The following is a 24,406-nucleotide window of genomic DNA, read 5'->3' as shown; positions in this document are numbered from 1 at the left end:
GACATGCGTAAAAACAAAAGCTGAAGCGCCGCATCAAAAAGACGGCGCGCTTTAGCGGTTCAAATCTGTCGGTCTATCACCTATATGCAGTCCTAGAGCATGTCCGGACGCAAAATTGCCGTGTCGTTTTGCCAGCATGCAAAAAGGTGAAAGGCTTTTTATGGCATCCCTCGACCAGATCATCGATGACTTCGCCTTCCTGGACGATTGGGAAGACCGCTACCGCTATGTCATCGAACTCGGCAAGGCGCTGCCCGAGCTCGCCGAGGAAAAACGCACCTCGGAGAACAAGGTGATGGGCTGCGCCAGCCAGGTGTGGCTGGTGACGCATACGTCGGGCGATCCGGAAAACCCAATCATGAGTTTCGAGGGCGATTCCGACGCGCATATCGTGCGCGGCCTCGTCGCCATCGTGCTTGCCACCTATTCCGGTAAGCGGGCTTCCGAAATCGCTGCGCTTGATGCCTTCGAGATCTTCTCGAAGATCGGTCTGGTGGAGAACCTGTCGTCGCAGCGCTCGAACGGGCTGCGCTCGATGGTGAAGCGAATCCGGGAAGAGGCGATAGTCCGCGCCGCGGCGTGAACGTCATTGATTCGGTCGGCGAGCGCGGCGGATTGGGCATTTGCGGAAACGGCCAACCGACTATATTAACACTTTCTTATAGTATAGGAATACATTCTACGTCGCGCTCCAAAGCGTAAGATAGGTTCCCTGATAATATCCCGTCTGCCCCGTGCATGACTTGCGATAGCGGCGGAATAGTCGGGGAGATTATTATCCTCATCCGGAACAGGATGAACTCTGGGGTCGTCCGAACTAAAGTCTGAATCTTGCTTTCATTTAACGGGCCGGACCAGGATAGCGCCCGGAAACGGCTTCCGGTTTTCGGTTTCAGGTTTGCGGTACAGACAGAAAAGCCGGGCACAAGACCCGGCTTTTGTCATTGACAGCGGAAAAGCTCAGCCGCGGCCGCGCTTGCGGCGCTGACCCAAGCCCATCTCCTTCGCCAGGCGCGAACGCGCTTCGGCATAAGCGGGCGCTACCATCGGGTAGTCGGTCGGCAGGTCCCATTTCTCACGGTATTCTTCCGGCGAGAGACTGTGATGCGTCATGAGGTGACGCTTGAGGGACTTGAAGTTGCCGCCGCATTCCAGGCACGTAATCTGCTCGTCCTGTACGGACTTGCGGACAGAGACTGCTGGCTTCTGCTTTTCGACGACAGCCGCAGCGGGCTGCGGTACGGATGTGTTGCTAAGTGCCGAATGCACGTCGGAAATCAGATTTGCCAGGTCGCTGACCGGGACAACATGGTTGCTGACATAAGCCGCGACGATGTCGGCCGTCAGTTCCACAAGCAGCTCCGGCCCATTGCCGGTCGCCATATCCGTCATATTTTTTCTCCTGTTAGCATGCTCAAACGATCTTTGACTGTCACGCCAAAGACCCGCCTCGTAGAAGCGAACAGCAAAAGCACAGGAAGCAATCTTCTGTTTCGAAAAACGTGAAATCCACCCCTAGATTCCGAAGTCCGAGACCTGTTCTTATACTGCCTGACCGAAAACCACTACCGTCTTGCTCCAGGCGATGGCCCCAGTTAGACATTGAAAAATCAAAACTGAGGGACTTGGAAGCAGTAGGATTGTAATTCACAATCAGAATTCTACTTGCATTTTCAAATACCATCGTTTGGCCGAAAGGCCAATTATTATTTGTGGTTTTTCTTGAGAAAAAATGGCTGATGAAGAATTATAGGACTTTAGGCCAAGCTTTACTCACAGCTTCCTGTGCATAAGTTCGGCGTAAAACAGGTTAAGACGCCAATTGCCGGGCTCAGAGAGTTGCCGTGATCAGGCCAGCGAGCGGGAGAGACGCGTCAGCAGCCGGACGACCGAGCCGTGCAGGACGAAGAGCAGAAGCGTCAGCGGCCAGAGCAGGCAGGCGACAAGTCCGGCGAGACGATGAAACGTCAAACCGGCGTGATTGGCCCAGCCCTCCAGCAGCGTGACCGCCATGGCGGTCACGGCCACGAGGCCGTAGAGCAGGACGATTGCGGCTTCAAACACCAATGGCTCCTCAATGCACGTAACATTAACCCTAACAGAAAACCCTTAATAGATGTAAAAGCGGACGTCTTTCCTGATAGCTGCATGCCGCGATTCCCGCGGCCCGGCGCCGGAGGCTTGATGAAACAAAGACGGCGCACCACATTTCTGGCGAAACGGAACCGCCCTTCGGCGAAAGGAGCACGTCATGTCCGAAACTGCAACCACCGCCAAGATCCATAAATCAGACGCCGAATGGAAAGAGCAGCTCACGCCCGAGCAATACCGCATCACCCGCCAGCACGGCACCGAACGCGCCTTCACGGGCCCTTACTGGGATTCCTTCGAGACGGGGCTTTACCGCTGCGTCGGCTGCAACGCCCCGCTTTTCCGCTCCGACACGAAATTCGACGCCGGCTGCGGCTGGCCGAGCTATTTCGAAGCGGTCTCTCCCGATGCGGTGACCGAGCATCGCGACACCAGCTACGGCATGGTGCGCACCGAAATCCGCTGCGGCACCTGCGACGCCCATCTCGGCCATGTCTTCCCCGACGGCCCGCAGCCAACCGGTCTGCGTTACTGCATCAATGGCCATGCCATGGTGTTCGAGCCCGAATAGCGCTGAACCAATGATCGTCGATCCGCCGCCCTTGCACGGAGAGCCGCGCACCCATCGATGGCGATCACCGCGTCGCGGTCGTCAACCAGTCTGATCGGCCGCCAAGCCTCTCCTCCAGGGGCGGCGGGCGGAGTGGTAAGGCGAACGGGCCCGGACGCCCGAGCCCGTTCGCATTCAGTCATGCGGTCGACAACGGATGGTTATGACTGAACCAGATGCTGCCCGCTGCGAGGGCAGCGACGACCAGGCCGACAATCACATGCGCCCACATGGCCGCTGCCACGGCTGAAAAGCCGAGGAGCCAAGGAGCGATCACAGCCCATAGCCCGAGGACCAGGTTGCACCATTCCTCGGCCTCATAGAAAGCATAGAGAGCGGCAACGGCGATCAGGGTGATGGCCGCGCCAACGATCCATGCATTCCAGGCGGCATAGGTCTCAGCGGAGAAACCGAACAGCCAGGGCGAGATGAAGAGGCCAAGACCGGCAACGATATTGACGATATCGAAAGCCGTCCGGTTGTTGGAAGACAGAGACTTCAGCATCGATCATTTCTCCTTCTTAGTTGGTTGCATCATCAATGGCCGCCTCCTGCGGGCAGAAGACGGTTGCGGCGACGGCGCTTGAATCGCCGTCGCCGCAAAACTCGGTCACGGTGTAGTGGGAAGCCAGAAATGAGATGCGGGCGACGCTGTTCTCTTGGAACTGCGGAACTGTGAAAGGAAGACGGCTGCGCCGATCGTCGTTCGAGGCGCGGAAGCGGGAGATCGGTGCTGTGTTTTCGCGGTGTGTACGTCCGATAATCTTCATCGTTTATCCTTCCCAACTGGTGAAGGATGAGCGGCGGCCGGCCAGGTGTCGGCCGCCGCGCTCGTCAGCTTCTGATGGCGATGCGCTTGACCTGTGACTGCGCCTTTTCGGTCTTGGGCAAAGTGACGGTGAGGATGCCGTTCTTGAAGGTGGCGTCGACCTGGTCCTCCTTGACCTCGGTGCCGAGCGGGATGCGTCGCTCGAAGCGGCCATAGTAGCGCTCCGAGAACTGCTTCTCCTTGTCTTCCGTTTCCGAACGCTTCTCACCCTTCAGGGTCAGTACGCCGTCATTGAGTAAGACCTCGATGTCCTTTTCCTCAAGGCCGGGTATTTCGGCCGTCACCTTGATGTCCTTGTCGGTGTCTGAGATCTCCACGCTCGGCCAGCCGGCACCAAAGCCGCTGGCGCCGCGAAGTGACGGCAAGCTGGAACCGAAACCGCGGAAAACGTCGTCGAACAGCCGGTTGACCTCGCGGTGGAGCGACAGGAAAGGATCGCGGTCGTCGTCGCGAAGGAGACTCGGCATCTGATTGCCGTTGTTGCGGCCCCAGGGAATCAAATCACGAACACTCATGGCTCTACTCCTTTCTGATGGTTCATGGGCGCCAGACGGCGTCTGGCGCCACGCTCAGGCCGCCTGTGTCTCGCCCTCGATCTGCTTCGTCTCGGCCTTCGGCATTACGTGACCAGTTCCGATCTCGATTTGGCGCGGCTTCATCTCTTCAGGAATTTCGTGCTTGAGATCGATGGTCAGCAGACCGTTGGCAAGACCGGCGTCGACAACCTTCACATGATCGGCCAGTTCGAACCGGCGCTGGAACGAGCGTCCGGCAATTCCGCGATGCAGGTATTGAACATCTTCGCTCTCTGCCCTCTGCCCCGATACCATGAGCATGTTCTGCTCTTGCGTGATTGCCAGCTCGTCCTGCGAAAAGCCCGCCACTGCCATGGCAATGCGGTAGTCGTTCTCACCAGCCTTGACGATATCGTAAGGCGGCCAGTTGTCGATTGTCTCGGCGCGGCCTGCAGCCTCAAGCGCGTTCAACATTCGCTCGAAGCCGATGCTCGACCGGAACAGGGGAGAGAAATCGAGGTTTGTCCTCATAGCCATATCCTCCTTGCAAGCAACATGGACACAAGGAGACGCCAAGAGCGACCGGCGTCTCCTGGACTTTCTGCCGATCCCTATTGGGCGATCGACAATACTGATATAATTCAGTGTCTTACAGTTTCAAGGGGATCGAATTTCTTAACGAGAAAAATTGATCTTTTCGAAGACGCCACCATATGTTTTGGAGCTTGAGCGAGGAGCAATGGTTATGACAATGACTTCACACGACGTCGTCGCCGTCCTTGGACCTGCAGACAAAACGCTTGTGGCCGAGATCATCGCGACAGGTGCAACCCAAACCGAGCTTGTCGAGGCGTTTGCATGGGCCAACAATGACGAGGCCCTGGTGGGTGAAGGGCGGCATCTACCGACCGGCAGGGTTGCTGCGCTTGTTGACCTGCTGAGGTCGGACGAAGAGGAACCGGATTAGAAAAGGCGGTCGACCCGTCTTTCCTGCACGGTCCTTCATCAGGCCGTGGTGAGCACGCTGACATTGCCCTGTCGATTGATGACATCGACCACGACCTGGTGTCTCGACCGGCGGATGGCCACGTCAGCCGAGCAATTGCCGATCAGCAGGCGCTGTAAGATCACCTCATCGAGGAAAGAAGGAAGCCGCGGCACGCTGAAGCTGATCTGCAAACTATTCGGATCGAAGTCGAGACCGAGGCAGGATTGCAGCAGCGACAAAGGGGCTGCTGCTGCCCATGCTTGCGGCGAGCAGGCAACCGGATAAGAGGTCGGTCCGCGTGCGCGCTGACGCGGCAGGCCGCAGAGCAGTTCGGGAAGCCGCCGCAGGTCGATATAGGTCGCAGCGGCAAACAGCCCCTCGAAGATTCGCGCGGCTTCGGCGCGATAGCCATAGCGGGCAAGACCACTGGCGATCATGGCATTGTCATGTGGCCAGATCGAGCCATTGTGGTAGCTCATAGGATTGTAACGTGCTTCAGTCGAGGGAATCGTCCGGATGCCCCAGCCACAGAAGGACGACGCATTCATAAGGGTGCGGGTCACCTGTGCGACCCGTTCGGGATAAGCAATACCGGTGAACAGAGCGTGGCCGGCATTGGAGGATCGGACCCGGCAAGGCCGTTTATCCCCGTCGAGAGCCAACACATAGGTGCCGAGTTCCTCATCGAAGAAGCTCATGTCGAAGGCGCGGCGCAGTCCCTCCGCGCGCGCGAGAAAGCTCGCCGCGCGTTCCGGCTTGCCCCTCCACCGGAAGATTTCGGCAGCACTTTGCCAAGCGCCGTAGACATAGGCCTGGACTTCGGCGATCGCGATCGGGCCTCGGGCCAATGTGCCATCGGCATGGAAGACCGAGTCGTTGCTATCCTTCCACGCCTGATTGATCAGTCCTTCTTCCGTCAGCCGCCCGTATTCGACGAAGCCGTCTCCATCGCGATCCCCATGTTCGTCGATCCAGGTCAGTGCCGCTTCGACATGCGGCAGGATACGGTCGATGGTCGCAAGATCACCGGTTCGTTTGAGATAGTCGCCGGCCAGCATCACGAAGAGCGGCGTCGAGTCGATGCTGCCGTAGTAACGCCGGAATGGAACCTCGCCGAGTTCGGCCATTTCGCCGCAACGCACTTCGTGCAGGATCTTGCCCGGCTCGGCGTCTGAAGCAGGATCGACGTCCGTCGCCTGATTGGCTGCAAGATGACCGAGAACCCCGCGGGCGATCTCCGGATCGAGCCAAAGCGTCTGAAGCGCCGTGATCAGGGCGTCGCGGCCGAAAACAGTGCTGAACCAGGGAATACCAGCATAGGGATAGGGGCCTTCCGGCTTGTCGGTGATCAGCATGTAAAGATCGGAGGCGCTGCGTCGCGCGACTTCGTTGAAGATCTCGTTGGAGGTTGTGACCGACGCCGCGCGCGAGGAGGAGGCACGCAACGCGCGGCGGGCATCCCGCAAGGTAAGGAAGAAGGAAAGACGGCTCAGTCGATCGGCGGACGTATGGTCGCAGGCGATCTGGATGAAGAGCGATTTGGTCTCGTGCGGCTCCAGATGGAGGTCATAAGTGACGAGATCGCTACGAACCTCGGCCGGTTCCGGCATGAAGGAAAGGCGCGTCGACCGCTTGCGACCGTCCAGGCCGATATAGGAAAGCAGGATCCAATCCTGTTCTACGACGGCGGGAAGATGGCGCCCTCGCCTTGCCCTTGCGGTGCCGCGGACTTCAAAAAGATCGGCGAAATCGGCCCCGAACGAGATCTGAATGCGAACTTGTTGCCGCCGCTCGTCATAATTCCTCACAGCCAGCCGTTCATAACAACTGGCATTCCAGAGAAAGCGCGATCTGCGCAGATGAATCACGTCATGGCCCAGAACCAGCCTTCCTTTCTCATCGAACTGATCAGGATTGGTGAGATCGCAGGTCAGCGTCGCATTGTCGTCCCGCAGCGTCGACGACAGCAGCATCGGCCGCTGTTCGTTGATCGTCAGGTAAAGATGCGAGAGATGACGAGTGTCCCGGTGAAAAAGGCCTTCCGGGCTGCCGGGACCGGAAAGAGCATCGCCATTATGGTCGAAGACGGCGAAAGTATCGCCGTGCTTCAATGTACGCGGCCGGCGCTCCTGCAGCGATGCGGCGGCCGGAATGAAGAACTGAGCGACGGGCGCCACCACGCCTGACGATGCTGTGGCGGGGTTGCTGTCCGCAGATACGTTCGACATGGTCTCCTCCTCCTTGCCTCAGGCGACAGCCTGCAGGTCGAGCGCTTGACCATTCGACCGGCGGAGGGGCGCGGCTTTGATGCGAACGCCCGGCAGGTTGCGATAGATGTCGAGATAGTCGCACGCCATTCGCTGTGCGGTGAAGCGCTTTTCAAACGCGGCCCGCACCTTGCGCCGATCGAGGCGCAGCGCCCATTCGACATTTTCGGCCGCCTCGGTGACGCTGTCGACCAGGATGCCGGAGATGCCATTGTCAATGACCTCGGGAACCGAGCCACAGCCGAAAGCGATGACCGGCGTGCCGCAGGCCATGGCCTCGATCATCACCAGCCCGAAGGGCTCCGGCCAGTCGATCGGGAAGAGCAGAGCGCCTGCATTTCCGAGGAAGTCAGCTTTCTCACGTTCGTCGATCTCGCCGATAAATTCTACATGCGGATGGCTCTTAACGATCGGCTCGATGACGGTTTCCCAATAGACCTTGTCGGCATTATCGATCTTGGCGGCGATCTTCAGAGGCATGCCGACTTTTGCCGCGATCTGAATGGCTCGGTCGGGGCGCTTTTCCGGAGAGATCCGACCAAGGAAGGCCAGGTAGTTACCCCTAGGGTTCTCCGTGAATGGAAGAAGATCGGCCGGGAGACCATGATAGACCGTCCCGCGCCAGTCGACTGGTGGCATCGGGTGACGCTGATCATTGGAGATCGACACCAATGGAATATCGGGGAAAGCGGCGTAGAACGGCTTGAGATCCGGCAAGTCGAGCCGCCCGTGCAGCGTGGTCACGGTGCGATCGGCGAAATCGCGGATCAGCGGGAAATGCAGCAGGTCGATGTGGAAATGCAGCACGTCGAACTCATGCGCCCGCCTCCGGATCTCCTCGAGCATCACGACCTGATGCGGTAGATGGTCCCTGACCGCAGGGTTGAGCCGCAAGGCGACGTCCGCACACGACACGAGTGTCGCCCGTGTGACGGAATCGCCGCTGGCAAAGAGCGTGACCTCATGTCCCTTTGCCACGAGTTCTTCAGTAAGGTAGGAAACGATCCGCTCCGTCCCGCCGTACAGCTTTGGGGGAACGCTCTCGGCGAGCGGTGCAATCTGAGCGATCTTCATCGGCAAAACTCCTCAGTTGAGCAAAGAGCCGTCGGCAAAAATCATGCCTGCGTCTTCGAGAGGCACACGGCAGGCCAGACGGAGAGTCAGGTTTCGAACAGCGGTCGGCGCCGTCCTCCTTTCCAATAGCTGCACAAGCAAAGGCCGGGAAATCGGGGGGTGGGTGGTTTTCGACGACGGGTCCTGTGGGAACTCAGGGAAGCGGACGTATCCTGCCTCGCGGATGGGCGATCGCCATTATCCAAAGCCTTCAGCGCTTCAAGGATCTCGTCATAGGATACAGCTCTTTCGGCCCCAGGGTAAAGGCGGAGGGCTGGTACGGATTCGACTGCGAAGATATCGGATGCCCATGAAGCGAGAATTGCCCGCTTCTCGTCGTTGTCGATCTCGGCGGCGGCAAGCACGTCACGCGGGTGACCGAAATGCTTCGCCGGATGAAGCAGATGCGCCGCACTGATAGCTGCCACGGCATTCTGCTGTATGGAATTGCTGATGTTTTCCTTTCTCATAGCTTGGCTCCATTGATGTCGACCGATGGAACTTGTTTCATTCGGTAGTGCGTAGCACGGCCCGCCCCGAGGGCAGAGCGGGCCGAGCGATCGCTTAGAAGTCCATGCCGGCGCCGGCGGGCATGGCCGGAGCAGCTTCCTTCTTCGGCTTTTCGGCGATCATCGCTTCCGTCGTCACCAGCAGGCCGGCAACCGAAGCTGCATCCTGAAGTGCGGTGCGAACGACCTTGGCCGGATCGATGACGCCCTGCGCGTAGAGATCGCCATATTCACCGGTCTGGGCGTTCCAGCCATAGGAAAATTCGCTCTTTTCACGCAGCTTGCCGACGATGATGGAGCCTTCGGCGCCGGCGTTTTCGGCGATCTGGCGAACCGGGGCTTCGATCGCCCGGCGCACGATTTCAACGCCGACCCGCTGGTCGTCATTGGCAGTCTTCAAATTGTCGAGCGCCTTGACCGCGCGCAGCAGCGCCACACCTCCACCGGGCAGGGTGCCTTCCTCGACCGCCGCGCGTGTTGCATGCAGCGCGTCGTCGACGCGATCCTTCTTCTCCTTCACTTCGACTTCCGTCGAGCCGCCGACGCGGATGACGGCAACACCGCCGGCGAGCTTGGCAAGACGTTCCTGCAGCTTCTCGCGATCATAGTCGGAGGTGGTTTCTTCGATCTGCGCGCGGATCTGAGCGGTGCGACCGTCGAGTTCCGCTTTCGAACCAGCACCGTCGATGATGGTGGTATTTTCCTTTTCGATGGCCACCTTCTTTGCCCGGCCGAGCATATTGAGCGTCACATTCTCAAGCTTGATGCCGAGATCTTCGGAGATGACGGTGCCGCCGGTCAGGATGGCGATGTCTTCAAGCATGGCCTTGCGGCGGTCGCCGAAGCCAGGCGCCTTGACGGCAGCGATCTTCAGGCCGCCGCGCAGCTTGTTGACGACCAAGGTCGCAAGGGCTTCTCCTTCGACGTCTTCAGCAATGATGAGGAGCGGCTTGCCGGACTGAACCACGGCTTCGAGAACCGGCAGCATCGACTGCAGGTTCGACAGCTTCTTCTCATGAATGAGGATATAGGGATCCTCCAGTTCGACCCGCATCTTGTCCTGATTGGTGACGAAATAGGGGCTCAGATAACCGCGGTCGAATTGCATGCCTTCGACGACCTCGAGTTCGGTTTCGGCAGTCTTGGCCTCTTCAACGGTGATGACGCCTTCGTTGCCAACCTTCTCCATTGCTTCGGCAAGGTAGCGGCCGATCTCGGAATCACCATTGGCGGAGATCGTGCCGACCTGGGCAATTTCGGAATTGTTGGAGATCTTGCGGGCGTTAGTTTTCAGTTCCGCGACGACAGCGTCGACGGCGAGATCGATGCCGCGTTTCAGGTCCATCGGGTTCATGCCGGAGGCGACCGCCTTGGCGCCCTCCTTGACAATCGCCTGGGCGAGCACCGTCGCAGTCGTGGTGCCGTCGCCGGCGAGGTCGTTGGTCTTCGATGCGACTTCGCGCAGCATCTGCGCGCCCATGTTTTCGAACTTGTCTTCGAGCTCGATTTCCTTGGCAACCGAAACGCCGTCCTTGGTGATGCGCGGCGCGCCGAAGGACTTGTCGATCACGACGTTGCGGCCTTTCGGGCCCAGCGTCACCTTCACGGCATTGGCCAGCACATCGACCCCACGCAGCATGCGTTCACGGGCATCGCTATGAAATTTCACTTCTTTCGCAGCCATTCTTTCACTCCTTCAATAGGCAGCTTTTTGACTCATGCGCGGACATGCCTCAGGCGGCGATCTTTTCGGCCGCCTGGGCTTCAATAATGCCCATGACATCGCTTTCCTTCATGATCAGCAGGTCCTCGCCGTTGATCTTGATCTCAGTGCCGGACCACTTGCCGAACAGAACGCGATCGCCGACCTTGACGTCGAGCGCCTGGATCTGGCCGGCCTCGTTGCGTGCACCGGGCCCGACGGCGATGACCTCGCCTTCCTGCGGCTTTTCCTTGGCAGTGTCGGGAATGATGATGCCGCCCTTGGTCTTTTCCTCGGAATCGACGCGGCGGACGAGAATGCGATCATGAAGCGGTCGGAACGACATGTTTTCCTCCAATGGACAAACAATAGTGATGTTATTCCCCTGGCCGGACCGGATGACCAGTCCGGGCGGGTGCAAAACCTCGATCGAGCGTTCTGCGCGCAATGATCTGGTTTTGCGGTTTTTCCATTTCAAGAGGGCGCCATAAAAAAATTAGCACTCGTGCGAAGTGGCTGCTAACATCCTGTAAAGGAACAATAAACACGGTGGACGCGTTTCAGAAATCCGTTGATGGCTGCAAAATTTTGCGCCACCTTTCGAGCGTCACGAAACGGAGATGAAGTATGCGATTTTCCTCAGATCTGGAACGTCAGCTGAACGGCTATGGGCTGACCACTGCACATATCCTCTATCGCATTCCTGATTTTGAATCCGTGTTGCAGACCTATGTCTGGCAGGATTACGATCTTGCCCCGGACTTTCCGGAGATGCATAAGTTTCTCGAGTTCTGGCAGTCCTCCCTCGACGGGCCGTTGCATTCTGTTCGCTACACCCACCAGCGGCTGATCGGGCCGAACAAGTGGCGCCGCGTCATGGGCGAGTTCAAACTCCACTAAGTCGAACCGAACCATCCCAGAGAGACGTGCGTGTTGCCATAGGCGTATAGTGTCGCCTGGTAATCACTCGTGCTCAGCCGGACAAGGCCATGTCGGCGGCGCCGAGAGGCCGGCGGGCAGTTTGGTCGAGGCGTCACCGCAGGCGAGGTCGATCTGTGCCTGTTCGAGCCCGGCGGCAGCCGAGAGGTCGAGGCCTTCGATGCGAGTCAAGAACATGAAGGCGCGCTCGAAGATTAACGGGCCTTCGAAGGTGGCGTGGGAAAGGTCAGCGCGCGAGAGATTGGCGAAAGAGAATTTCACCCCCGTCAGCACCGCCTTGTCGAAATCGGCGCGGCCGAGTTCGGCCTTTTCGAAGCTCGCGCCGGAGAGCCGGGCGCCGGCAAAATTGGCGCGCTGCAGCTCGGCGCCGGCAAAGGAAGCGCCTTCGGCGGCAATATTGGCGAAGCTGGCGCGATAGGCCTCGACCTTGGCGAAGTTGGCCCCTTCGGCATGTGACCCCTCAAGCGAGGCCCGCACCAAGCTCGCCTTTTCCAGATTGGCGGATTTGAAATTCGAACCGCTGAGATCGGTCAGCGAGAAATCGGTGCTGAAGAGATTGGCGCCTTGGAGGTCACTGCCCTGCAACATCAGGTTTTTCTTCGTGCATTCCTGCCAGTCGAGCTTCGGCGAGGCCGTGCTGCCACAATCGGCAGCACGCGAGGAAATCGGAGCAGCGGCGAGAAGAAGGAAGGCAAGGAGGCCGAGCGGCGATCTATGCATTACCATTGAACTGTTGAACTCCATGACGCTTATCACGCCGCCTCTCGCGAAGCAGGCGGCCTCTCTTTTCTACACAGCTCAGAATACAATAAAAAGATAGTGACCGCTCCGGCAATGATTTGCCGGTCACTCCGTCCGGCGAGCGCTCATCCTCCGTCGGCCTTGCCCGAGCAAGTAGGTCAATCGGCCTCGCCGGGCAGGCGAAGCTCCATGCAGGTGAGGTCCAGCCAACGGCCGAACTTGGTGCCGACCTCGGAAAATCTGCCGACAATACGGAAGCCGAGCTTTTCGTGCAGCCGGATCGAGGCGGTGTTGTCGGCCTCGATGCCGGCGATCATCACATGGATATTGGCGGCCGCCGCACGCGCAATCAATTCGCGCATCAGGGCCTCGCCGATGCCGGCGCTGCGATGATCTTTCTCGACATAGACGGAATGTTCGACCGTGTGGCGATAGCCCTCGAAGGCGCGCCAGTCGCCATAGGAGGCATAGCCCGCGACCTGACCCGACTTGTCGGCGACGATGACCGGAAAGCCGCGGCCGTTGCGCGCGCTCAGCCATTCCCGTCGGTTTTCGAGATCGACGAGCGTCTCGTTCCAGATCGCCGTCGTGTGCTCGACGGCATGATTGTAGATATCCCGGATGGCGGGAAGATCGGCTTCGGTGGCGTCGCGGAGGAGGACGGCGTCTGTCATGATGACCCGGTTCGGATTGACTGCGCGGGTTGGCATACGCCGCAGTTCGAAAGATGTAAACGGCTGATACGGCAGAGAAAGGCTTGCGGAACGGTCTCGGGCAGGCCGCAGCTCAGAAGCCCGGCATTGGCAGGCTGAAACAAGCGAAGACGGCGGAATAATGCACGGCCGCTGCAATGACGACGAAACCGTGCCAGATGGCGTTCTGGAAACGCAGTTTCTCCCAGACATGGAAGATGACGCCGAGTGAATAGATGACGCCGCCGATAATGATCAGCAGCATCGAAGCGGAGGGAATGCGCGCGGCGACGGGCCCCGCCACCAGCACGCCGCTCCAGCCCATGGCGAGGTAAAGCAGGATGGCGAGACGGTCGTAGCGCCCGGGAAAGGCGCATTTCAGGACGATGCCGACGGCAGCGAACAGCCATATCGCCACCAGCATGAAGAAGAGCAGCGGATCGTCGGCGCCGCGCTCGAGGAATGGCGTATAGGTGGCGGCGATCAGGATGAAGATCGCCGAATGATCGAAGCGGCGCAGGAACCATTTGGTGCGCGAGACCGGCCAGACATTGTAGGAAAAGGAGATGGCAAGCGTCAGCACCAGTCCGACGCCATAGATCCAGGCGGCGGCGAGCGCGCCGTGGGAGCTCCAAACCGTGGCGTAAAAGATCAGAGCGGTGGCGCCGATCAGCGCCAACACGAGACCGACGCCATGGACGATGCCGTCGGCGATCAACTCGTATCTGTCGTAAGCCCAGCGAATGCCGTTGAACTCGGCCATGCACGCCAACCCGTTTCGTACCCGATTGCGATGGTCGCACCGAACTGGCGGGGGCGCAACTGCGGCGCATCGCGCGGGCAGTAAATCTTCGTGACAGACCGCGCGAGGTCTGCCCCGCCTCGACGACTGGGAAGAGCACTCGAAAATGGAGCGGCGAAGATTCAGATCTTCTGCCGCTCGACCAGCACTGAACACTTGGCGTGCCGTACGACGCGGTCGGCCGTGGCGCCGATAAAATAGTTGGAAAAATCCGGAATATGCGAGGCGAGGATGATGAGGTCGGCGCCGTAGCTTTCGGCGGCCGCGATGATGGCCTTGGCCGGCGGGCCGTTGCGGATGTCGATCGTCGCCGCGATCCCGGTTGCGGCGACCAGCGCTTCCAGCTTCTCGCGGCCGTCCTTCATGGCGTCCTCGAGCATATTGGCTGGCAGTTCGATCGCAACATAGGTCGGCACATCCTCGACGACGTTGAGCGCGACAATCTGGCCGCCCGCGTCGAGCAGCGAGGCGGCCTTGCGGAGAATGTTCTCTCCCCTGTCGAGGCTGCCGAGCGCGATCGCCACGATGATTTTCCTGTACATGGCTTCCCTCCATGACTGAGATGCATAAGCTTGCTCAGATGAAGATACGGGCGCATTGACTCCGATCAAGCCGGTGCAGGTCATCGTCAACATCTGCTCAACGCTTCATCCTCAAAAACAAGCCTTCTGTGAACAATCTGGATAGACCATATAGAGATCAAGTACGGCAACCGAGGAGACCAGGCGCATGAACCGGCGAGACTTCCTCGGATTTGCCACGGGCGGCATGATTGCCGCCACCGCCGGTACGCTTCAACTGCAGAGGCAGGAGACCCATTGATGACAGAAACATCCTATGCGCTGACGCGGCCTGCTCACATCGACCAGTCGCATCTCGTCGTTACCGACCTCGGCCTGGTTTCCGGCTTCTATCAGTCGATGCTCGGCCTGAAGGTCATCGAGAAGACGACGAGCGGCGAAGTGCTGGGGGTCGGGGGTCATCCGCTGCTGACGCTGACGACGGCAAGGGACGCGACAGTCGCGCCACGGACTGCCGCAGGCCTTTTCCACACAGCCTTCCTGATGCCCGATCGCACCGAACTGGCGCGCTGGCTGCGTCAAGCCGCCCACAACAATGTCGTGCTCGACGGCGCCTCGGACCATCTCGTCAGCGAGGCGATCTATCTTTCCGACCCCGAGGGCAACGGCATCGAAATCTATGCCGACCGGCCGCACGAGCAATGGAAATTCCACCAGGACGGCATGGTCGAAATGGCGACGCGGCGTCTGGACCTGCAGGCGCTCTACGATAGCGCGCCCAGTGATCGCTGGGACGGCATGGCTGAGGGAACGGCGATCGGCCATCTGCACCTGCAGGTCGGCGATATCCCGCAGGCCGACGCCTTCTACCGGGACGTGCTCGGCCTCAAGCTGATGGCCCGTTATCCCGGCGCGAGCTTCTTTGCGACCGGCGGTTATCACCACCATCTCGCCGCCAACATCTGGAACAGCCGAGGCGCCACCGCCCGCGCCGACAATATGACCGGGCTTTCCGACTACCGGATCCGTTTCAACGATAAGGCGACGCTCGACGCGGCGGTCTCCAGGTTCGACGCGCTGGAGATCAACAGCGAGAAGCGCGATGGCGGCGTCTTCCTCAAAGATCCCTGGGGCATCGGCCTGACGCTTTCGTCCTGAGCCTGTGCTATTGGACCTTCTCGGTTCCTGATGGCGTCGTCACCTGCGTCGGTCCGCCGCCGTTTCCGCTCGGCGTTGGCGACCGGTCTGTCGCTTCGGGCGGTCGTGCAGGGCCGGAGGCCGGGTCGTTGTTGAAGGCGCCGGGACCGGAGGGCTGCGTGTTGATCGGATCCGGCCTGGTCGAAGCCGTCGCGGTCGGATCATTGTTGCCGGGGTTTGGCCAGATCGCAACGCTCACGCCGGCAATGATGAGAACTGCCGCGCCCGCCGCAAGAACGGTCCAGACCCACCAACGCCGCTGATCGGCGGCTTTCAACCTCGCCTCGTCCGCATAAGGGGGATCGGTCGAATAGGTCTCGGTGGTTTTCGTCTGATCGGGATCTGCAATCATGAGCACTCTCCTTCCGAGACCGAACGCCAGCGCCTGCGAGGTTGTTCCGGCGGCAGGATCAAATCGGCGCGAGCCGAAGAAGGAGCGGACACTTCCGCGATCAGCGCCCTTGCCTGCAGGCGGACTGATGTCTTTACGACAGCGCCATGGCCGCGGAACCGGAACCGCATCAGCGCGTTTTTGTGGCGAAGCAATGGGGCTTCGGGGACCTCACCACATGGGCATCGCCAACGGCATCCGCAAACACGCAAAGAAGATCGCCATCGGCGAACGCCAAACCAGCGCCTGGGCTCAGTCGTTGCAGGAGGCAGCGGAGGAACTGCCGTCGCCGCCGGTGCATCGGCTTGAGAAGGACGGGCTCGACATCAGCATGGCCTGGGCGATCATCGGCATTTTCGCCATCCTCGGCCTTGCCGCCGTCTACATGATGTCGCTGATTCTTATTCCGGTCACCCTTGCCGTCGTCGTCGGCATGATCCTCGGCCTCGCCGCTGAAAACCTCAGCAAAATGGGTGTGCCAAGGCTTGCCAACGCTTTCCTTCTTTCAAGCGGAGTCGCTTTGGTCATCGTCCTGCTGGTCAGTTCGCTTGCCGATCCGCTGGCGACGCTTGCGAACGAAGCCCCCGCCTTCATCGAGCGGATGATCAGCCGCATCATGCCCTATCTGGAGCGCATCGAATGGCTGCACATCACGCCGGCGACATTCGAAAGCGGGCCGATGTCGATTGGCGCGCTGCTCGAAAACACCGGCAACGTGCTGCATGTGGTGACAACCAGCCTGACGCCGGCACTGATACAGGGGCTGATCTTCTTCGCCGCGTTGCTGCTCTTTCTTGCCAGCCGCGTCAATCTGCGCAAGACCATCATCATGACCTTCCGCACCCGCCCGCAGCGGCTGGCGGCGATCCGCGTCATCAATGGCGTCGAGCAGGTGCTCGGCTTCTATTTCGCCACCGCCTCGCTGATCTATGTCGGGCTTGGCGTCGTCATGACCGTCATCGCCTATGCAAGTGGGCTGTCGGCGCCGGTGCTCTGGGGCTTCTTCGCCTTCCTGTCGAGCTTCATCCCCTATCTCGGCATCACGCTGATGACGCTTTCCGTCGCGATCGCCGGGATCATCACCTATGACGGCTTCATCGTCGGTCTGGTGCCGGCGGCCGCCTTCTTCACGGTGCATCTCGTCATGGAGAACCTGATCTTCCCGGCGGTGATGGGGCGGCGGCTTGAAATCAATCCCTTTATCGTCTTCCTCGCCATCCTGTTCTGGACCTGGATGTGGGGGGCCGTCGGCGCAATGCTGGCGCTGCCGCTGTCGCTGATCGTCATGACCATCATCGAGGAACTGCTGATCGAGGAAAAACCGCAGCCGCAATTGCCGAAGTAATCACGCGAGGAGACATAAGTGGCGTCCGATCTCGATCTCGACGAATCCGATCATGACCAGATGGTCAGCGGCCATTCGCTCTGGGGAAAGAATGCCATACGTCCGCAATGGCGGCCGATGGCGCAGAGCTTTTCGACCGATGTCGCGGTGATCGGCGGCGGCATCACCGGCGCGCTGATCGCAGATCATCTGACGGCGCGTGGCTTTTCCGTTGTTATCATCGACCGGGAAGAGCCGGGCTTCGGCAGCACCGCCGCCAGCACCGCGATGCTGCAATGGGAAATCGACAGCACGCTCACACAGCTCGAGGCCTATTACGGCTTCGAACGAGCGGCGGGAATCTATCGCCGCAGCGCCGCTGCCGTCGCCGGTCTTTCGAAGCTGATCGCAGCGAACGGAGTGGCCTGCGGCTTCCGGCCGCGCAACACGCTTTATCTCGCCTGCAATCTGGAAGGCGCCCGCGACCTCAGGGAAGAGCGCCAGCTTCGCCGACGGGCGGGCCTGCCCGGCGTCTATCTCGAACATCCCGATCTCTTCACGCAATTCGAGCTCGATCGGGATGGAGCGATCTATTCGCCGGGTTCGGCGGAAGCCGATCCGCTGCTGCTCACCTGGGCGCTGATCGCGATGGCCATCAGGCGCGGCGCGCAGCCGGTCAGCGCCTCCGTGACCGCACTGCACAGCGAAGGCGATCGCGTGACGGCGGAGACGGACGGCGCCTATGTCATCGAGGCGCGGCATGTCGTGCTGGCGACCGGCTATTCGATGCCGGGCCTCGACATGCCGAAACTGCACCGCACACGTTCGAGCTGGGCCTTCGCCACCGTGCCGCAGAACCCCGCCACGTTCTGGCGCGACAGGGCTTTGCTATGGGAGGACAGCCATCCCTACCTCTACATGCGCACGACCGCGGACAATCGCATCGTCGCCGGCGGCGAGGACGACGGTACGACCGATGCCGCAGCGCGGGACCGAAAGTTGCCGGCCAAGATCAGCGCCGTCCAGGAGAAGATGAAGCGGTTATGGCCGAGAGTCGATACCCGCATCGCCCATGCCTGGGGCGGAACCTTCGGCGAAACGGCCGATGGCCTGCCGCTGATCGGCCCGACGCCCGGGATGCCGCATGTCTTCGCCGCCCACGGCTATGGCGGCAACGGCATCACCTTCTCCTATCTCGCCGCCCAGATGGTCGGGGCGATGATTGCTGGGATTCATCGCGACTGGTTCGAGGATTTCGCGCTCGACCGGGAAGGACCAGGGATACGGCGGTTTGGTGACGATAGGTTGGGGACTGGGGATGCGTTGCGGTAGAGGCTTCGCTTTGGCTATTGTGCCGTGCCACACGGTACACCTTCAACCGCAGCTCTATTCCGTCGTCTTGTCGTCGCCCATATCCTCGACATCCTCCAGACGAACGAACTCCGCGCCCTTCATCTTGAGATCAACCAGCGCCTTTGCCACTCCCTCCCCGGCCGCATGGGTCGGCTGATTGATGTGGGAGATGACGACATCGCCGTCCTTGGCCGAGGCGATGCGTTTTTCGGTGATGACAGCGCCGAGCAGCGAGCCACCGTCGCCGTTCACCGAGTAGCCGGCGATGCGATAGCCCATGGCGCGGATCTCGCCGATGGCAGGAAGATCGTATTTGGCCGTGGAGCCGCGGAACCAGTGCGGTGCGGGAATGCCGGATGCGACCATGGCGGCGGCGCCGCCTTCGACTTCCTGCTTCACCGCCTGCGGCGAGCCGGCCGAGGCAATGCCATAGACGAGCATCGGCGTATCGATGGCCGGAATATGGTTCTCGCCGTGGTTTTCGATCTCGAAGAGATTGGGATTCTGCAGGAAGACGGCAAGGGCTTGCGGGTTGCGCTTCAGCCAGCGGGCGGTGACGAAGATCGTTGCCGGAATGCGCTCGCGCACCAGAGTCGAAAGGATGCGTTCGTCCGCCTGCCCCATGCAGGCGTCGAAGGTGAGCGCGATGCGGGCATGGCCCGCTATGTTGGAACGGGCGATATGCAGATGCGGCTCGACAAGTTTGATCGCCGGCGCCTTCGAGAGCGGAGCAGCTGGCGGCGCCAACGACAACTCGTCCGCCGATGCGGCTGAGATCGCGGCCAGAAGGAACGCCGAAACGACGAGGATGCGGTTCATATCAGGGCTTCTAAGGTTCGATCCGGCGATTCTAGCGGGTATTTTTGCATACCGCCATGTGGCCGGATGTCACCGTAGTAGCCCGGACGGATGCAGCAGCATCAATCGTAGAGATAATATTTGTCCCATTTCTCGCGCGGCACTTTCTCGCCGATCTGATAGTCGAGTTCGCGCACGTTGATATGCTGCGGGCCGGTGATGCAATTGTAGGAAAGATGATACCAATCACCCTTGCTGCGGAAGACCGCGCCCGGCGCCTGCAGCGAATTGTCGCCGGCGATCGGGTCCTTGAAGGTATAGGCGATCACCTTGTCGGGCTTGAAGCCGGTGCTGTCATTGTTGATCCGGCTCATCGCTTCCGTGTCGCAGCTCTGTTCCAGGCGGGTGGAGGGATCAAGTTTTTCCAGCTGCTTCTTGATGGCCGGGTCGACGGCAAAAGCGGGGGCAGCCAAGCCGGCCAGGGATACAAACAGGAGAAGGCGTTTCGGCATTGCGGAGGAAATCCCTTACTGTTGTACAGTCTTCATCCTGCCACCGGCGGATTGCCGGGGGCTGGGCACGTGCAAAATTCGCTCTGTGATAGCGGACCTCCTTAAATATTGTGGTGACATCAAGGCAGGGCGAGCGGTGCCGTCTCCTCGGCTCTGGAAGGCCGTCTGCACCCCTGGCACAGCCTAGCCGCTTGATCCGGCGACGGCGCGCCTCTATCTCTTGCCAACCCGACATTCCCACCGGAGCCAATTCCTTGTCCGTTTTCAAGAGCCTGCCGACACCGCCCGCCGCACCGAAAAAGCCCCTCTCCGATACGCGCCACGGCATTACCAGCACGGATGACTATGCCTGGCTGCGCGCCGATAACTGGCAGGCGATGTTCAAGGATCCGTCGATCCTCGACCCCGAGATCCGCCGGCATCTCGAAGCCGAAAACGCCTATATGAACGCAGCGATGGAAGACACCAAGCCGCTGCAGAAAGCGCTGTTTGCTGAAATGCGCGGCCGCATCAAGGAAGACGACAGCTCGGTACCGATGAAGGATGGCGCCTATGCCTATGGCACGTTCTATGTCACCGGCGGCGAACAGCCGCGCTATTTCCGCATTCCCCGTGACGGCGACGTTGCCGACGAGACGATCCGCACGGTGCTGCTCGACGGCGACAAAGAAGCCGCCGGCAAGGCCTATTTCCGCCTCGCCGGCCTCGACCATTCGAGCGACCACAGCCGCGGCATCTGGGGCTATGACGACAAGGGATCGGAGTTCTTCACGCTGAAGGTGCGCGATCTCGCGACCGGGGAAGATCTTACGGACCGGATCGAGAATACCGGCGGCGGCGGCGTCTGGGCGCCAGACGGCAAGAGCTTCTTCTATTCAGCGCTCGACGAGAACCACCGGCCGTCGAAAGTCTTCCACCATATTGTCGGCCGGCCGCAGTCGGAAGACCGGCTGGTCTATGAGGAAGCCGATGCCGGCTTCTTCATGGGCGTCGGCGGCTCGCTGCTCGACGACTTCATCTATATCGATATTCACGACCATGAAACGAGCGAATACCGGCTGCTGTCGACCAAGGACCTGACGGCCGAGCCGAAGCTGGTGGCTGCGCGCGAGGAAGGCATAGAATATTCGCTGACAGAAGGCGGCGATGTCTTCTACATCCTGACCAATGACGGCGGCGCCAAGGATTTCAAGATCATGGAAGCGCCGGTCGACAATCCGGTCAAGGAAAACTGGCGCGAAGTCGTCGCCCATAAGCCCGGGACTTTGATCATCAGCCACATGGCCTATGCCCGCCACCTCCTGTGGCTGGAGCGCAAGGACGGGCTGCCGCGGATCATGATCCGCGACCGGGCGACCGGCGAGGAACATGCGATCGCCTTTGCCGAAGAAGCCTATTCACTGGGGCTTTCGGGCGCGGCGGAATACGATACGGATGTCATCCGGTTCTCCTATTCCTCGATGACGACGCCGTCGCAGCTCTACGACTACAATATGGTGACGCGCGAGCGCACATTGTTGAAGACGCAGGAAGTGCCCTCCGGCCACAATCCCGACGACTACGTCACCCGCCGCGTCTTCGCCCCGGCCTGGGACGGCGAGAGAGTACCGGTCACCCTGCTCTATCGCAAGGATACGCCGCTCGACGGCTCAGCACCCTGCCTGCTCTACGGCTATGGCGCCTACGGCATTACCATTCCGGCCGGCTTCAACACCAATTGCCTGTCGCTCGTCGACCGCGGCTTCGTTTATGCCATCGCCCATATCCGCGGCGGCAAGGACAAGGGCTTTGCCTGGTACGAAGACGGCAAGATGGACAAGAAGACGAACACGTTCAAGGACTTCGTCGCCGCGGCGGATTATCTGAATCAACAGAAGTTCACCTCTTACGCGAAGATCATCGCCGAGGGCGGATCGGCCGGCGGCATGCTGATGGGCGCCGTCGCCAACATGGCGCCGGAGAAGTTCGCCGGCATCATCGCCGCCGTTCCCTTCGTCGACGTGCTCAACACCATGCTCGACGACACTCTGCCGCTCACCCCGCCGGAATGGCCGGAATGGGGCAACCCGATCGACAGCAAGGAAGAATACGAGCAGATCGCCGCCTATTCGCCCTATGACAATGTCGGCGCAAAACCCTACCCGCCGATCTTGGCGCTCGGGGGCCTGACGGACCCGCGCGTCACCTATTGGGAACCGGCCAAATGGGTGGCGAAACTGCGCGACAAGACAACCGGCGAAGCGCCGATCCTGCTCAAGACCAATATGGACGCTGGCCATGGCGGCGCTTCGGGGCGCTTCCAGCGGCTGGAAGAGATCGCGTTCGAGTATGCGTTTGCGATCAAGGTGGCGGGGAAGATGTGAGGGTTGGGGCATGCCACACGGCACAGCCCAGGAGACAGAAATGCCCGTCTATATCGCCCTCCTCCGCGCCATAAACGTCGGCGGCACCGGGTCGCTGCCGATGGCTGAACTAAGATCGATCTGCGAGGGCCTCGGCTTTACCGACGTGAAAACCTACATCCAGAGCGGCAATGTGCTGTTCCGCTCGGATGCGTCCGAAACGGCAGTCGAGGAAAAGCTCGACGCGGCGCTCGGACAGAAGATGGGCAAGCGGCCGGGCGTGATGGTGCGCAGCCGGAAAGAACTCGAGGCGATTGCCGCCGACGCGCCCTTCCCCGACGCCAAGCCGAGTTTCCTGCTCGTCTACTTCCTGCCCGAAAAGGCGTCCGGCGATGCGCTTGACAAAATGGTGGCGCCCGATGGCGAGGAGGCGAAGCTGGCCGGACGGGAGATCTATGTGCATTATCCCAATGGGTCCGGCCGCTCGAAACTGAAGCTGCCGGCGCTGAAGCCCGGGACCTCGCGCAATCTCAACACCGTGCGCAAGCTCGCGGAAATGGCGGCTGACATGGAGGATAAGGACTGAAGGCTGGCTCAGAATTTGATTCAAGCGACGCGCGTCAAGCCTTTGTTTCTCCAGGCACCTTTATCCCTCTGGCCTTATAGCCGCTGATCTCCTCGCCAGCGGTCGGCGAGAAACGCAGGTTCCAGACGGTAGCGGTGATCGAGATGATGGTGACGACGATGAAGGCGGTGGAGAAATCGACCAGCGACGGCGTTTCGACATTGTTGAAGGCCATCGAACCGTGCAGCGCCAAGGCCCCGATGCAGATGCCGAGCGACAGCATCAGCTGCTGAAAGGTGGTGTAGAAGCTGGTGGCCGAGCTCATCCGCTCCTTTTCGATCTCGTCATAGGCGATGGTGTTGTAGGCGGTGAACTGGAACGACAGGAAGAAGGCGCTGAGCACCAGGACAACGAAAATCAGCGGCATCGGCCAATCCGGCCGGAAGGCGGCGCAGAGGGCATAACCGGCCGTGCCGAGAATGCCGTTGACGACGAGGCTTCTGCGGAAGCCGAGCCGCCTGAAAACAAACCGCGCCATCGGTTTCATGGCGAGCGCGCCGAGCGCGGTTGATATGACGATCTGGCCGGCCGCAGCCGCCGACAGGCCGAATCCGATCTGGAAGAGCAGCGGCAGCAGGAAAGGCTGCGCACCCTGGGTGATGCGCGTCAGCGAACCGGCGATGACCGAGGTGCCGAAGCTCGGCACCTTCATCAGCGAAAAATCCATGATCGGCGATGGATGCCTGCGGGCATGCCTGAGATAGGCGAGGCCGAAGAGCAGGCCGACTGATATCAGGAAGATCGAGAAAGCGCCCTCGCCTTCATGGCTCGACATTTCGAAGCCGAAGAGCAGCGAGCCGAGCGAGATGCCAGAGAGGATGAAGCCGATCGTATCGAAGGGGCCGGCCGCCTTGCCCTTCACCTCGTCGATATAGATCGAGACGAAGATCATGCCGATAATGCCGACCGGCACGTTGATGTAGAAGATCCAGCGCCAGTCAAGATAGGTAACGATGAAACCGCCGAGCGGCGGGCCGACGATCGGGCCGATCAGCGCGGGCACCAGCAGCCAGGACATGGCGCTGACCATATCCTTGCGGTCGACGCTGCGCATCAGCACCAGCCGGCCGACCGGCATCATCATTGCGCCGCCCATGCCCTGCAGCAGCCGGGCCAGGACCAGGAAGGGCAGCGTCGGCGCGAGCGCACAGAGAATGGAGCCGATGACGAAGACGGCAATCGCCGCCCTGAAGACAGTGCGCGAACCGAAACTGTCGGCCATCCGGCCGCTGGCCGGAATGAAGATCGCCAGGCTGAGGAGATAGGAGGTCAGTGAGATCGACATGGCCGGGGCGCTGACAGCGAAATCGCGAGCCATGGTGGGCAGCGCGGTCGCCAGCACGGTCGCATCGATATTTTCCATCAGCATCGCACTCGCGACGATCATCGCGATCACCCGGAAATTGGGCGCGGCGCGCCGAACCATCGGCGCCTGGTAAATCTGATCCGACATCGTCCGGAATCACTCACGGTGGCGCGGCGGAGCAGAGGAAGCAGCAAGGCCGCGGGGATGACATGGCGCAGGGCCAAGGGGAGACGATCTGC

The 24,406-nt window shown here is 60.5% G+C and carries 29 protein-coding genes; 10 read left to right on the top strand and 19 right to left on the bottom strand.

Going from position 1 to position 24,406, the window contains the following annotated elements:
• Positions 1-160: 160 nt before the first annotated feature.
• A complete protein-coding gene (locus HJC04_RS19425) occupies positions 161-583 on the top strand; it encodes a SufE family protein (protein WP_210628598.1) in 423 nt (140 codons plus the stop codon).
• 377 nt (positions 584-960) lie between these two features.
• Here the strand turns inward: HJC04_RS19425 and HJC04_RS19420 are convergent, their stop codons facing one another.
• Both HJC04_RS19420 and HJC04_RS19415 read right to left on the bottom strand, forming a co-directional pair.
• Positions 961-1,392: a MucR family transcriptional regulator gene (locus HJC04_RS19420; protein WP_010060045.1), complete on the bottom strand. Its 432-nt coding sequence runs from the start codon at positions 1,390-1,392 to the stop codon at positions 961-963.
• Positions 1,393-1,848: 456 nt separating this feature from the next.
• Positions 1,849-2,064 carry a hypothetical protein gene (locus HJC04_RS19415; RefSeq protein WP_210628599.1) on the bottom strand — a complete coding sequence of 72 codons (216 nt, stop codon included), beginning with the start codon at positions 2,062-2,064 and terminating at the stop codon, positions 1,849-1,851.
• Between the two features lie 187 nt (positions 2,065-2,251).
• Between HJC04_RS19415 and msrB the strand changes: the two genes are divergently transcribed.
• On the top strand, positions 2,252-2,662 hold the full coding sequence (msrB, locus tag HJC04_RS19410) for a peptide-methionine (R)-S-oxide reductase MsrB (protein WP_221146870.1): 411 nt from the start codon (positions 2,252-2,254) through the stop codon (positions 2,660-2,662).
• Positions 2,663-2,840: 178 nt separating this feature from the next.
• On the opposite strand, the gene HJC04_RS19405 is transcribed toward msrB, so the two are convergent.
• The 4 genes from HJC04_RS19405 to HJC04_RS19390 form a co-directional block, all read right to left on the bottom strand.
• Entirely contained in the window at positions 2,841-3,206 is a 366-nt protein-coding gene (locus HJC04_RS19405) for an SPW repeat protein (protein WP_210628601.1), read from the bottom strand.
• A 16-nt stretch (positions 3,207-3,222) separates the two neighbouring features.
• Positions 3,223-3,471 carry a hypothetical protein gene (locus tag HJC04_RS19400; RefSeq protein ID WP_210628602.1) on the bottom strand — a complete coding sequence of 83 codons (249 nt, stop codon included), beginning with the start codon at positions 3,469-3,471 and terminating at the stop codon, positions 3,223-3,225.
• Between the two features lie 64 nt (positions 3,472-3,535).
• Positions 3,536-4,045, bottom strand: a complete 510-nt coding sequence (locus HJC04_RS19395) for an Hsp20/alpha crystallin family protein (protein ID WP_210628603.1) — start codon at positions 4,043-4,045, stop codon at positions 3,536-3,538.
• A 54-nt stretch (positions 4,046-4,099) separates the two neighbouring features.
• Entirely contained in the window at positions 4,100-4,576 is a 477-nt protein-coding gene (locus tag HJC04_RS19390; RefSeq protein ID WP_210628604.1) for an Hsp20 family protein, read from the bottom strand.
• Positions 4,577-4,790: 214 nt separating this feature from the next.
• Here HJC04_RS19390 and HJC04_RS19385 point away from each other — a divergent pair, with 214 nt between their 5' ends.
• The gene (locus tag HJC04_RS19385) at positions 4,791-5,012 is read left to right on the top strand and encodes a hypothetical protein (RefSeq protein ID WP_210628605.1); all 222 of its coding nucleotides are present in this window, start codon (positions 4,791-4,793) and stop codon (positions 5,010-5,012) included.
• A gap of 38 nt (positions 5,013-5,050) precedes the next feature.
• On the opposite strand, the gene HJC04_RS19380 is transcribed toward HJC04_RS19385, so the two are convergent.
• The 5 genes from HJC04_RS19380 to groES form a co-directional block, all read right to left on the bottom strand.
• Positions 5,051-7,261: an amylo-alpha-1,6-glucosidase gene (locus HJC04_RS19380; RefSeq protein ID WP_221146869.1), complete on the bottom strand. Its 2,211-nt coding sequence runs from the start codon at positions 7,259-7,261 to the stop codon at positions 5,051-5,053.
• An 18-nt stretch (positions 7,262-7,279) separates the two neighbouring features.
• On the bottom strand, positions 7,280-8,374 hold the full coding sequence (locus tag HJC04_RS19375) for a glycosyltransferase family 4 protein (RefSeq protein ID WP_210628607.1): 1,095 nt from the start codon (positions 8,372-8,374) through the stop codon (positions 7,280-7,282).
• An 86-nt stretch (positions 8,375-8,460) separates the two neighbouring features.
• A complete protein-coding gene (locus tag HJC04_RS31830; RefSeq protein ID WP_221165067.1) occupies positions 8,461-8,883 on the bottom strand; it encodes a hypothetical protein in 423 nt (140 codons plus the stop codon).
• A 94-nt stretch (positions 8,884-8,977) separates the two neighbouring features.
• Positions 8,978-10,606 (bottom strand): chaperonin GroEL, encoded by a 1,629-nt coding sequence (groL, locus tag HJC04_RS19370; RefSeq protein WP_221146868.1) that lies wholly within the window; start codon positions 10,604-10,606, stop codon positions 8,978-8,980.
• 49 nt (positions 10,607-10,655) lie between these two features.
• Positions 10,656-10,970: a co-chaperone GroES gene (gene groES, locus HJC04_RS19365; protein ID WP_210628610.1), complete on the bottom strand. Its 315-nt coding sequence runs from the start codon at positions 10,968-10,970 to the stop codon at positions 10,656-10,658.
• Positions 10,971-11,251: 281 nt separating this feature from the next.
• Between groES and HJC04_RS19360 the strand changes: the two genes are divergently transcribed.
• The gene (locus HJC04_RS19360; RefSeq protein ID WP_221146867.1) at positions 11,252-11,524 is read left to right on the top strand and encodes an usg protein; all 273 of its coding nucleotides are present in this window, start codon (positions 11,252-11,254) and stop codon (positions 11,522-11,524) included.
• Positions 11,525-11,587: 63 nt separating this feature from the next.
• Here the strand turns inward: HJC04_RS19360 and HJC04_RS19355 are convergent, their stop codons facing one another.
• The 4 genes from HJC04_RS19355 to HJC04_RS19340 all read right to left on the bottom strand — a co-directional run bounded on the left by HJC04_RS19355 (position 11,588) and on the right by HJC04_RS19340 (position 14,340).
• Positions 11,588-12,289 carry a pentapeptide repeat-containing protein gene (locus HJC04_RS19355; RefSeq protein WP_210628611.1) on the bottom strand — a complete coding sequence of 234 codons (702 nt, stop codon included), beginning with the start codon at positions 12,287-12,289 and terminating at the stop codon, positions 11,588-11,590.
• A gap of 173 nt (positions 12,290-12,462) precedes the next feature.
• Entirely contained in the window at positions 12,463-13,014 is a 552-nt protein-coding gene (locus tag HJC04_RS19350) for a GNAT family N-acetyltransferase (protein ID WP_409078118.1), read from the bottom strand.
• A gap of 76 nt (positions 13,015-13,090) precedes the next feature.
• Entirely contained in the window at positions 13,091-13,759 is a 669-nt protein-coding gene (gene trhA / locus HJC04_RS19345; protein ID WP_210628613.1) for a PAQR family membrane homeostasis protein TrhA, read from the bottom strand.
• 161 nt (positions 13,760-13,920) lie between these two features.
• Positions 13,921-14,340, bottom strand: a complete 420-nt coding sequence (locus tag HJC04_RS19340; protein ID WP_210628614.1) for a universal stress protein — start codon at positions 14,338-14,340, stop codon at positions 13,921-13,923.
• A gap of 187 nt (positions 14,341-14,527) precedes the next feature.
• Between HJC04_RS19340 and HJC04_RS19335 the strand changes: the two genes are divergently transcribed.
• Complete coding sequence (locus HJC04_RS19335) at positions 14,528-14,620, top strand: twin-arginine translocation signal domain-containing protein (protein WP_221146865.1); 93 nt, start codon at positions 14,528-14,530, stop codon at positions 14,618-14,620.
• Positions 14,617-15,477: a VOC family protein gene (locus tag HJC04_RS19330; protein ID WP_221146864.1), complete on the top strand. Its 861-nt coding sequence runs from the start codon at positions 14,617-14,619 to the stop codon at positions 15,475-15,477. Before HJC04_RS19335 ends, HJC04_RS19330 begins: the two co-directional genes overlap by 4 nt.
• A gap of 7 nt (positions 15,478-15,484) precedes the next feature.
• Here the strand turns inward: HJC04_RS19330 and HJC04_RS19325 are convergent, their stop codons facing one another.
• Positions 15,485-15,868, bottom strand: coding sequence for a hypothetical protein (locus HJC04_RS19325; RefSeq protein ID WP_221146863.1), 384 nt, complete (start codon positions 15,866-15,868; stop codon positions 15,485-15,487).
• A gap of 217 nt (positions 15,869-16,085) precedes the next feature.
• Here HJC04_RS19325 and HJC04_RS19320 point away from each other — a divergent pair, with 217 nt between their 5' ends.
• Positions 16,086-17,252, top strand: a complete 1,167-nt coding sequence (locus HJC04_RS19320) for an AI-2E family transporter (protein ID WP_210628618.1) — start codon at positions 16,086-16,088, stop codon at positions 17,250-17,252.
• A gap of 18 nt (positions 17,253-17,270) precedes the next feature.
• Positions 17,271-18,563, top strand: coding sequence for an FAD-binding oxidoreductase (locus HJC04_RS19315; RefSeq protein WP_210628619.1), 1,293 nt, complete (start codon positions 17,271-17,273; stop codon positions 18,561-18,563).
• Positions 18,564-18,617: 54 nt separating this feature from the next.
• Here HJC04_RS19315 and HJC04_RS19310 read toward each other — a convergent pair whose 3' ends face one another.
• Positions 18,618-19,403 carry a polysaccharide deacetylase family protein gene (locus HJC04_RS19310; RefSeq protein ID WP_221122631.1) on the bottom strand — a complete coding sequence of 262 codons (786 nt, stop codon included), beginning with the start codon at positions 19,401-19,403 and terminating at the stop codon, positions 18,618-18,620.
• Between the two features lie 101 nt (positions 19,404-19,504).
• A complete protein-coding gene (locus HJC04_RS19305; RefSeq protein ID WP_064801273.1) occupies positions 19,505-19,894 on the bottom strand; it encodes a DUF930 domain-containing protein in 390 nt (129 codons plus the stop codon).
• A 254-nt stretch (positions 19,895-20,148) separates the two neighbouring features.
• Here HJC04_RS19305 and HJC04_RS19300 point away from each other — a divergent pair, with 254 nt between their 5' ends.
• Together HJC04_RS19300 and HJC04_RS19295 are read left to right on the top strand one after the other, a co-directional pair.
• Positions 20,149-22,257 carry a S9 family peptidase gene (locus HJC04_RS19300; RefSeq protein ID WP_221146862.1) on the top strand — a complete coding sequence of 703 codons (2,109 nt, stop codon included), beginning with the start codon at positions 20,149-20,151 and terminating at the stop codon, positions 22,255-22,257.
• Between the two features lie 40 nt (positions 22,258-22,297).
• Positions 22,298-22,822, top strand: coding sequence for a DUF1697 domain-containing protein (locus tag HJC04_RS19295; RefSeq protein ID WP_221146861.1), 525 nt, complete (start codon positions 22,298-22,300; stop codon positions 22,820-22,822).
• 34 nt (positions 22,823-22,856) lie between these two features.
• Here the strand turns inward: HJC04_RS19295 and HJC04_RS19290 are convergent, their stop codons facing one another.
• A complete protein-coding gene (locus HJC04_RS19290) occupies positions 22,857-24,314 on the bottom strand; it encodes an MFS transporter (protein WP_221146860.1) in 1,458 nt (485 codons plus the stop codon).
• Positions 24,315-24,406: the final 92 nt, after the last annotated feature.

It is taken from the genome of Rhizobium sp. NLR8a, assembly GCF_019685235.1.
In the GTDB taxonomy this organism is placed as follows: domain Bacteria; phylum Pseudomonadota; class Alphaproteobacteria; order Rhizobiales; family Rhizobiaceae; genus Rhizobium.
This window is presented reverse-complemented; position numbering and strand designations above follow the sequence as displayed.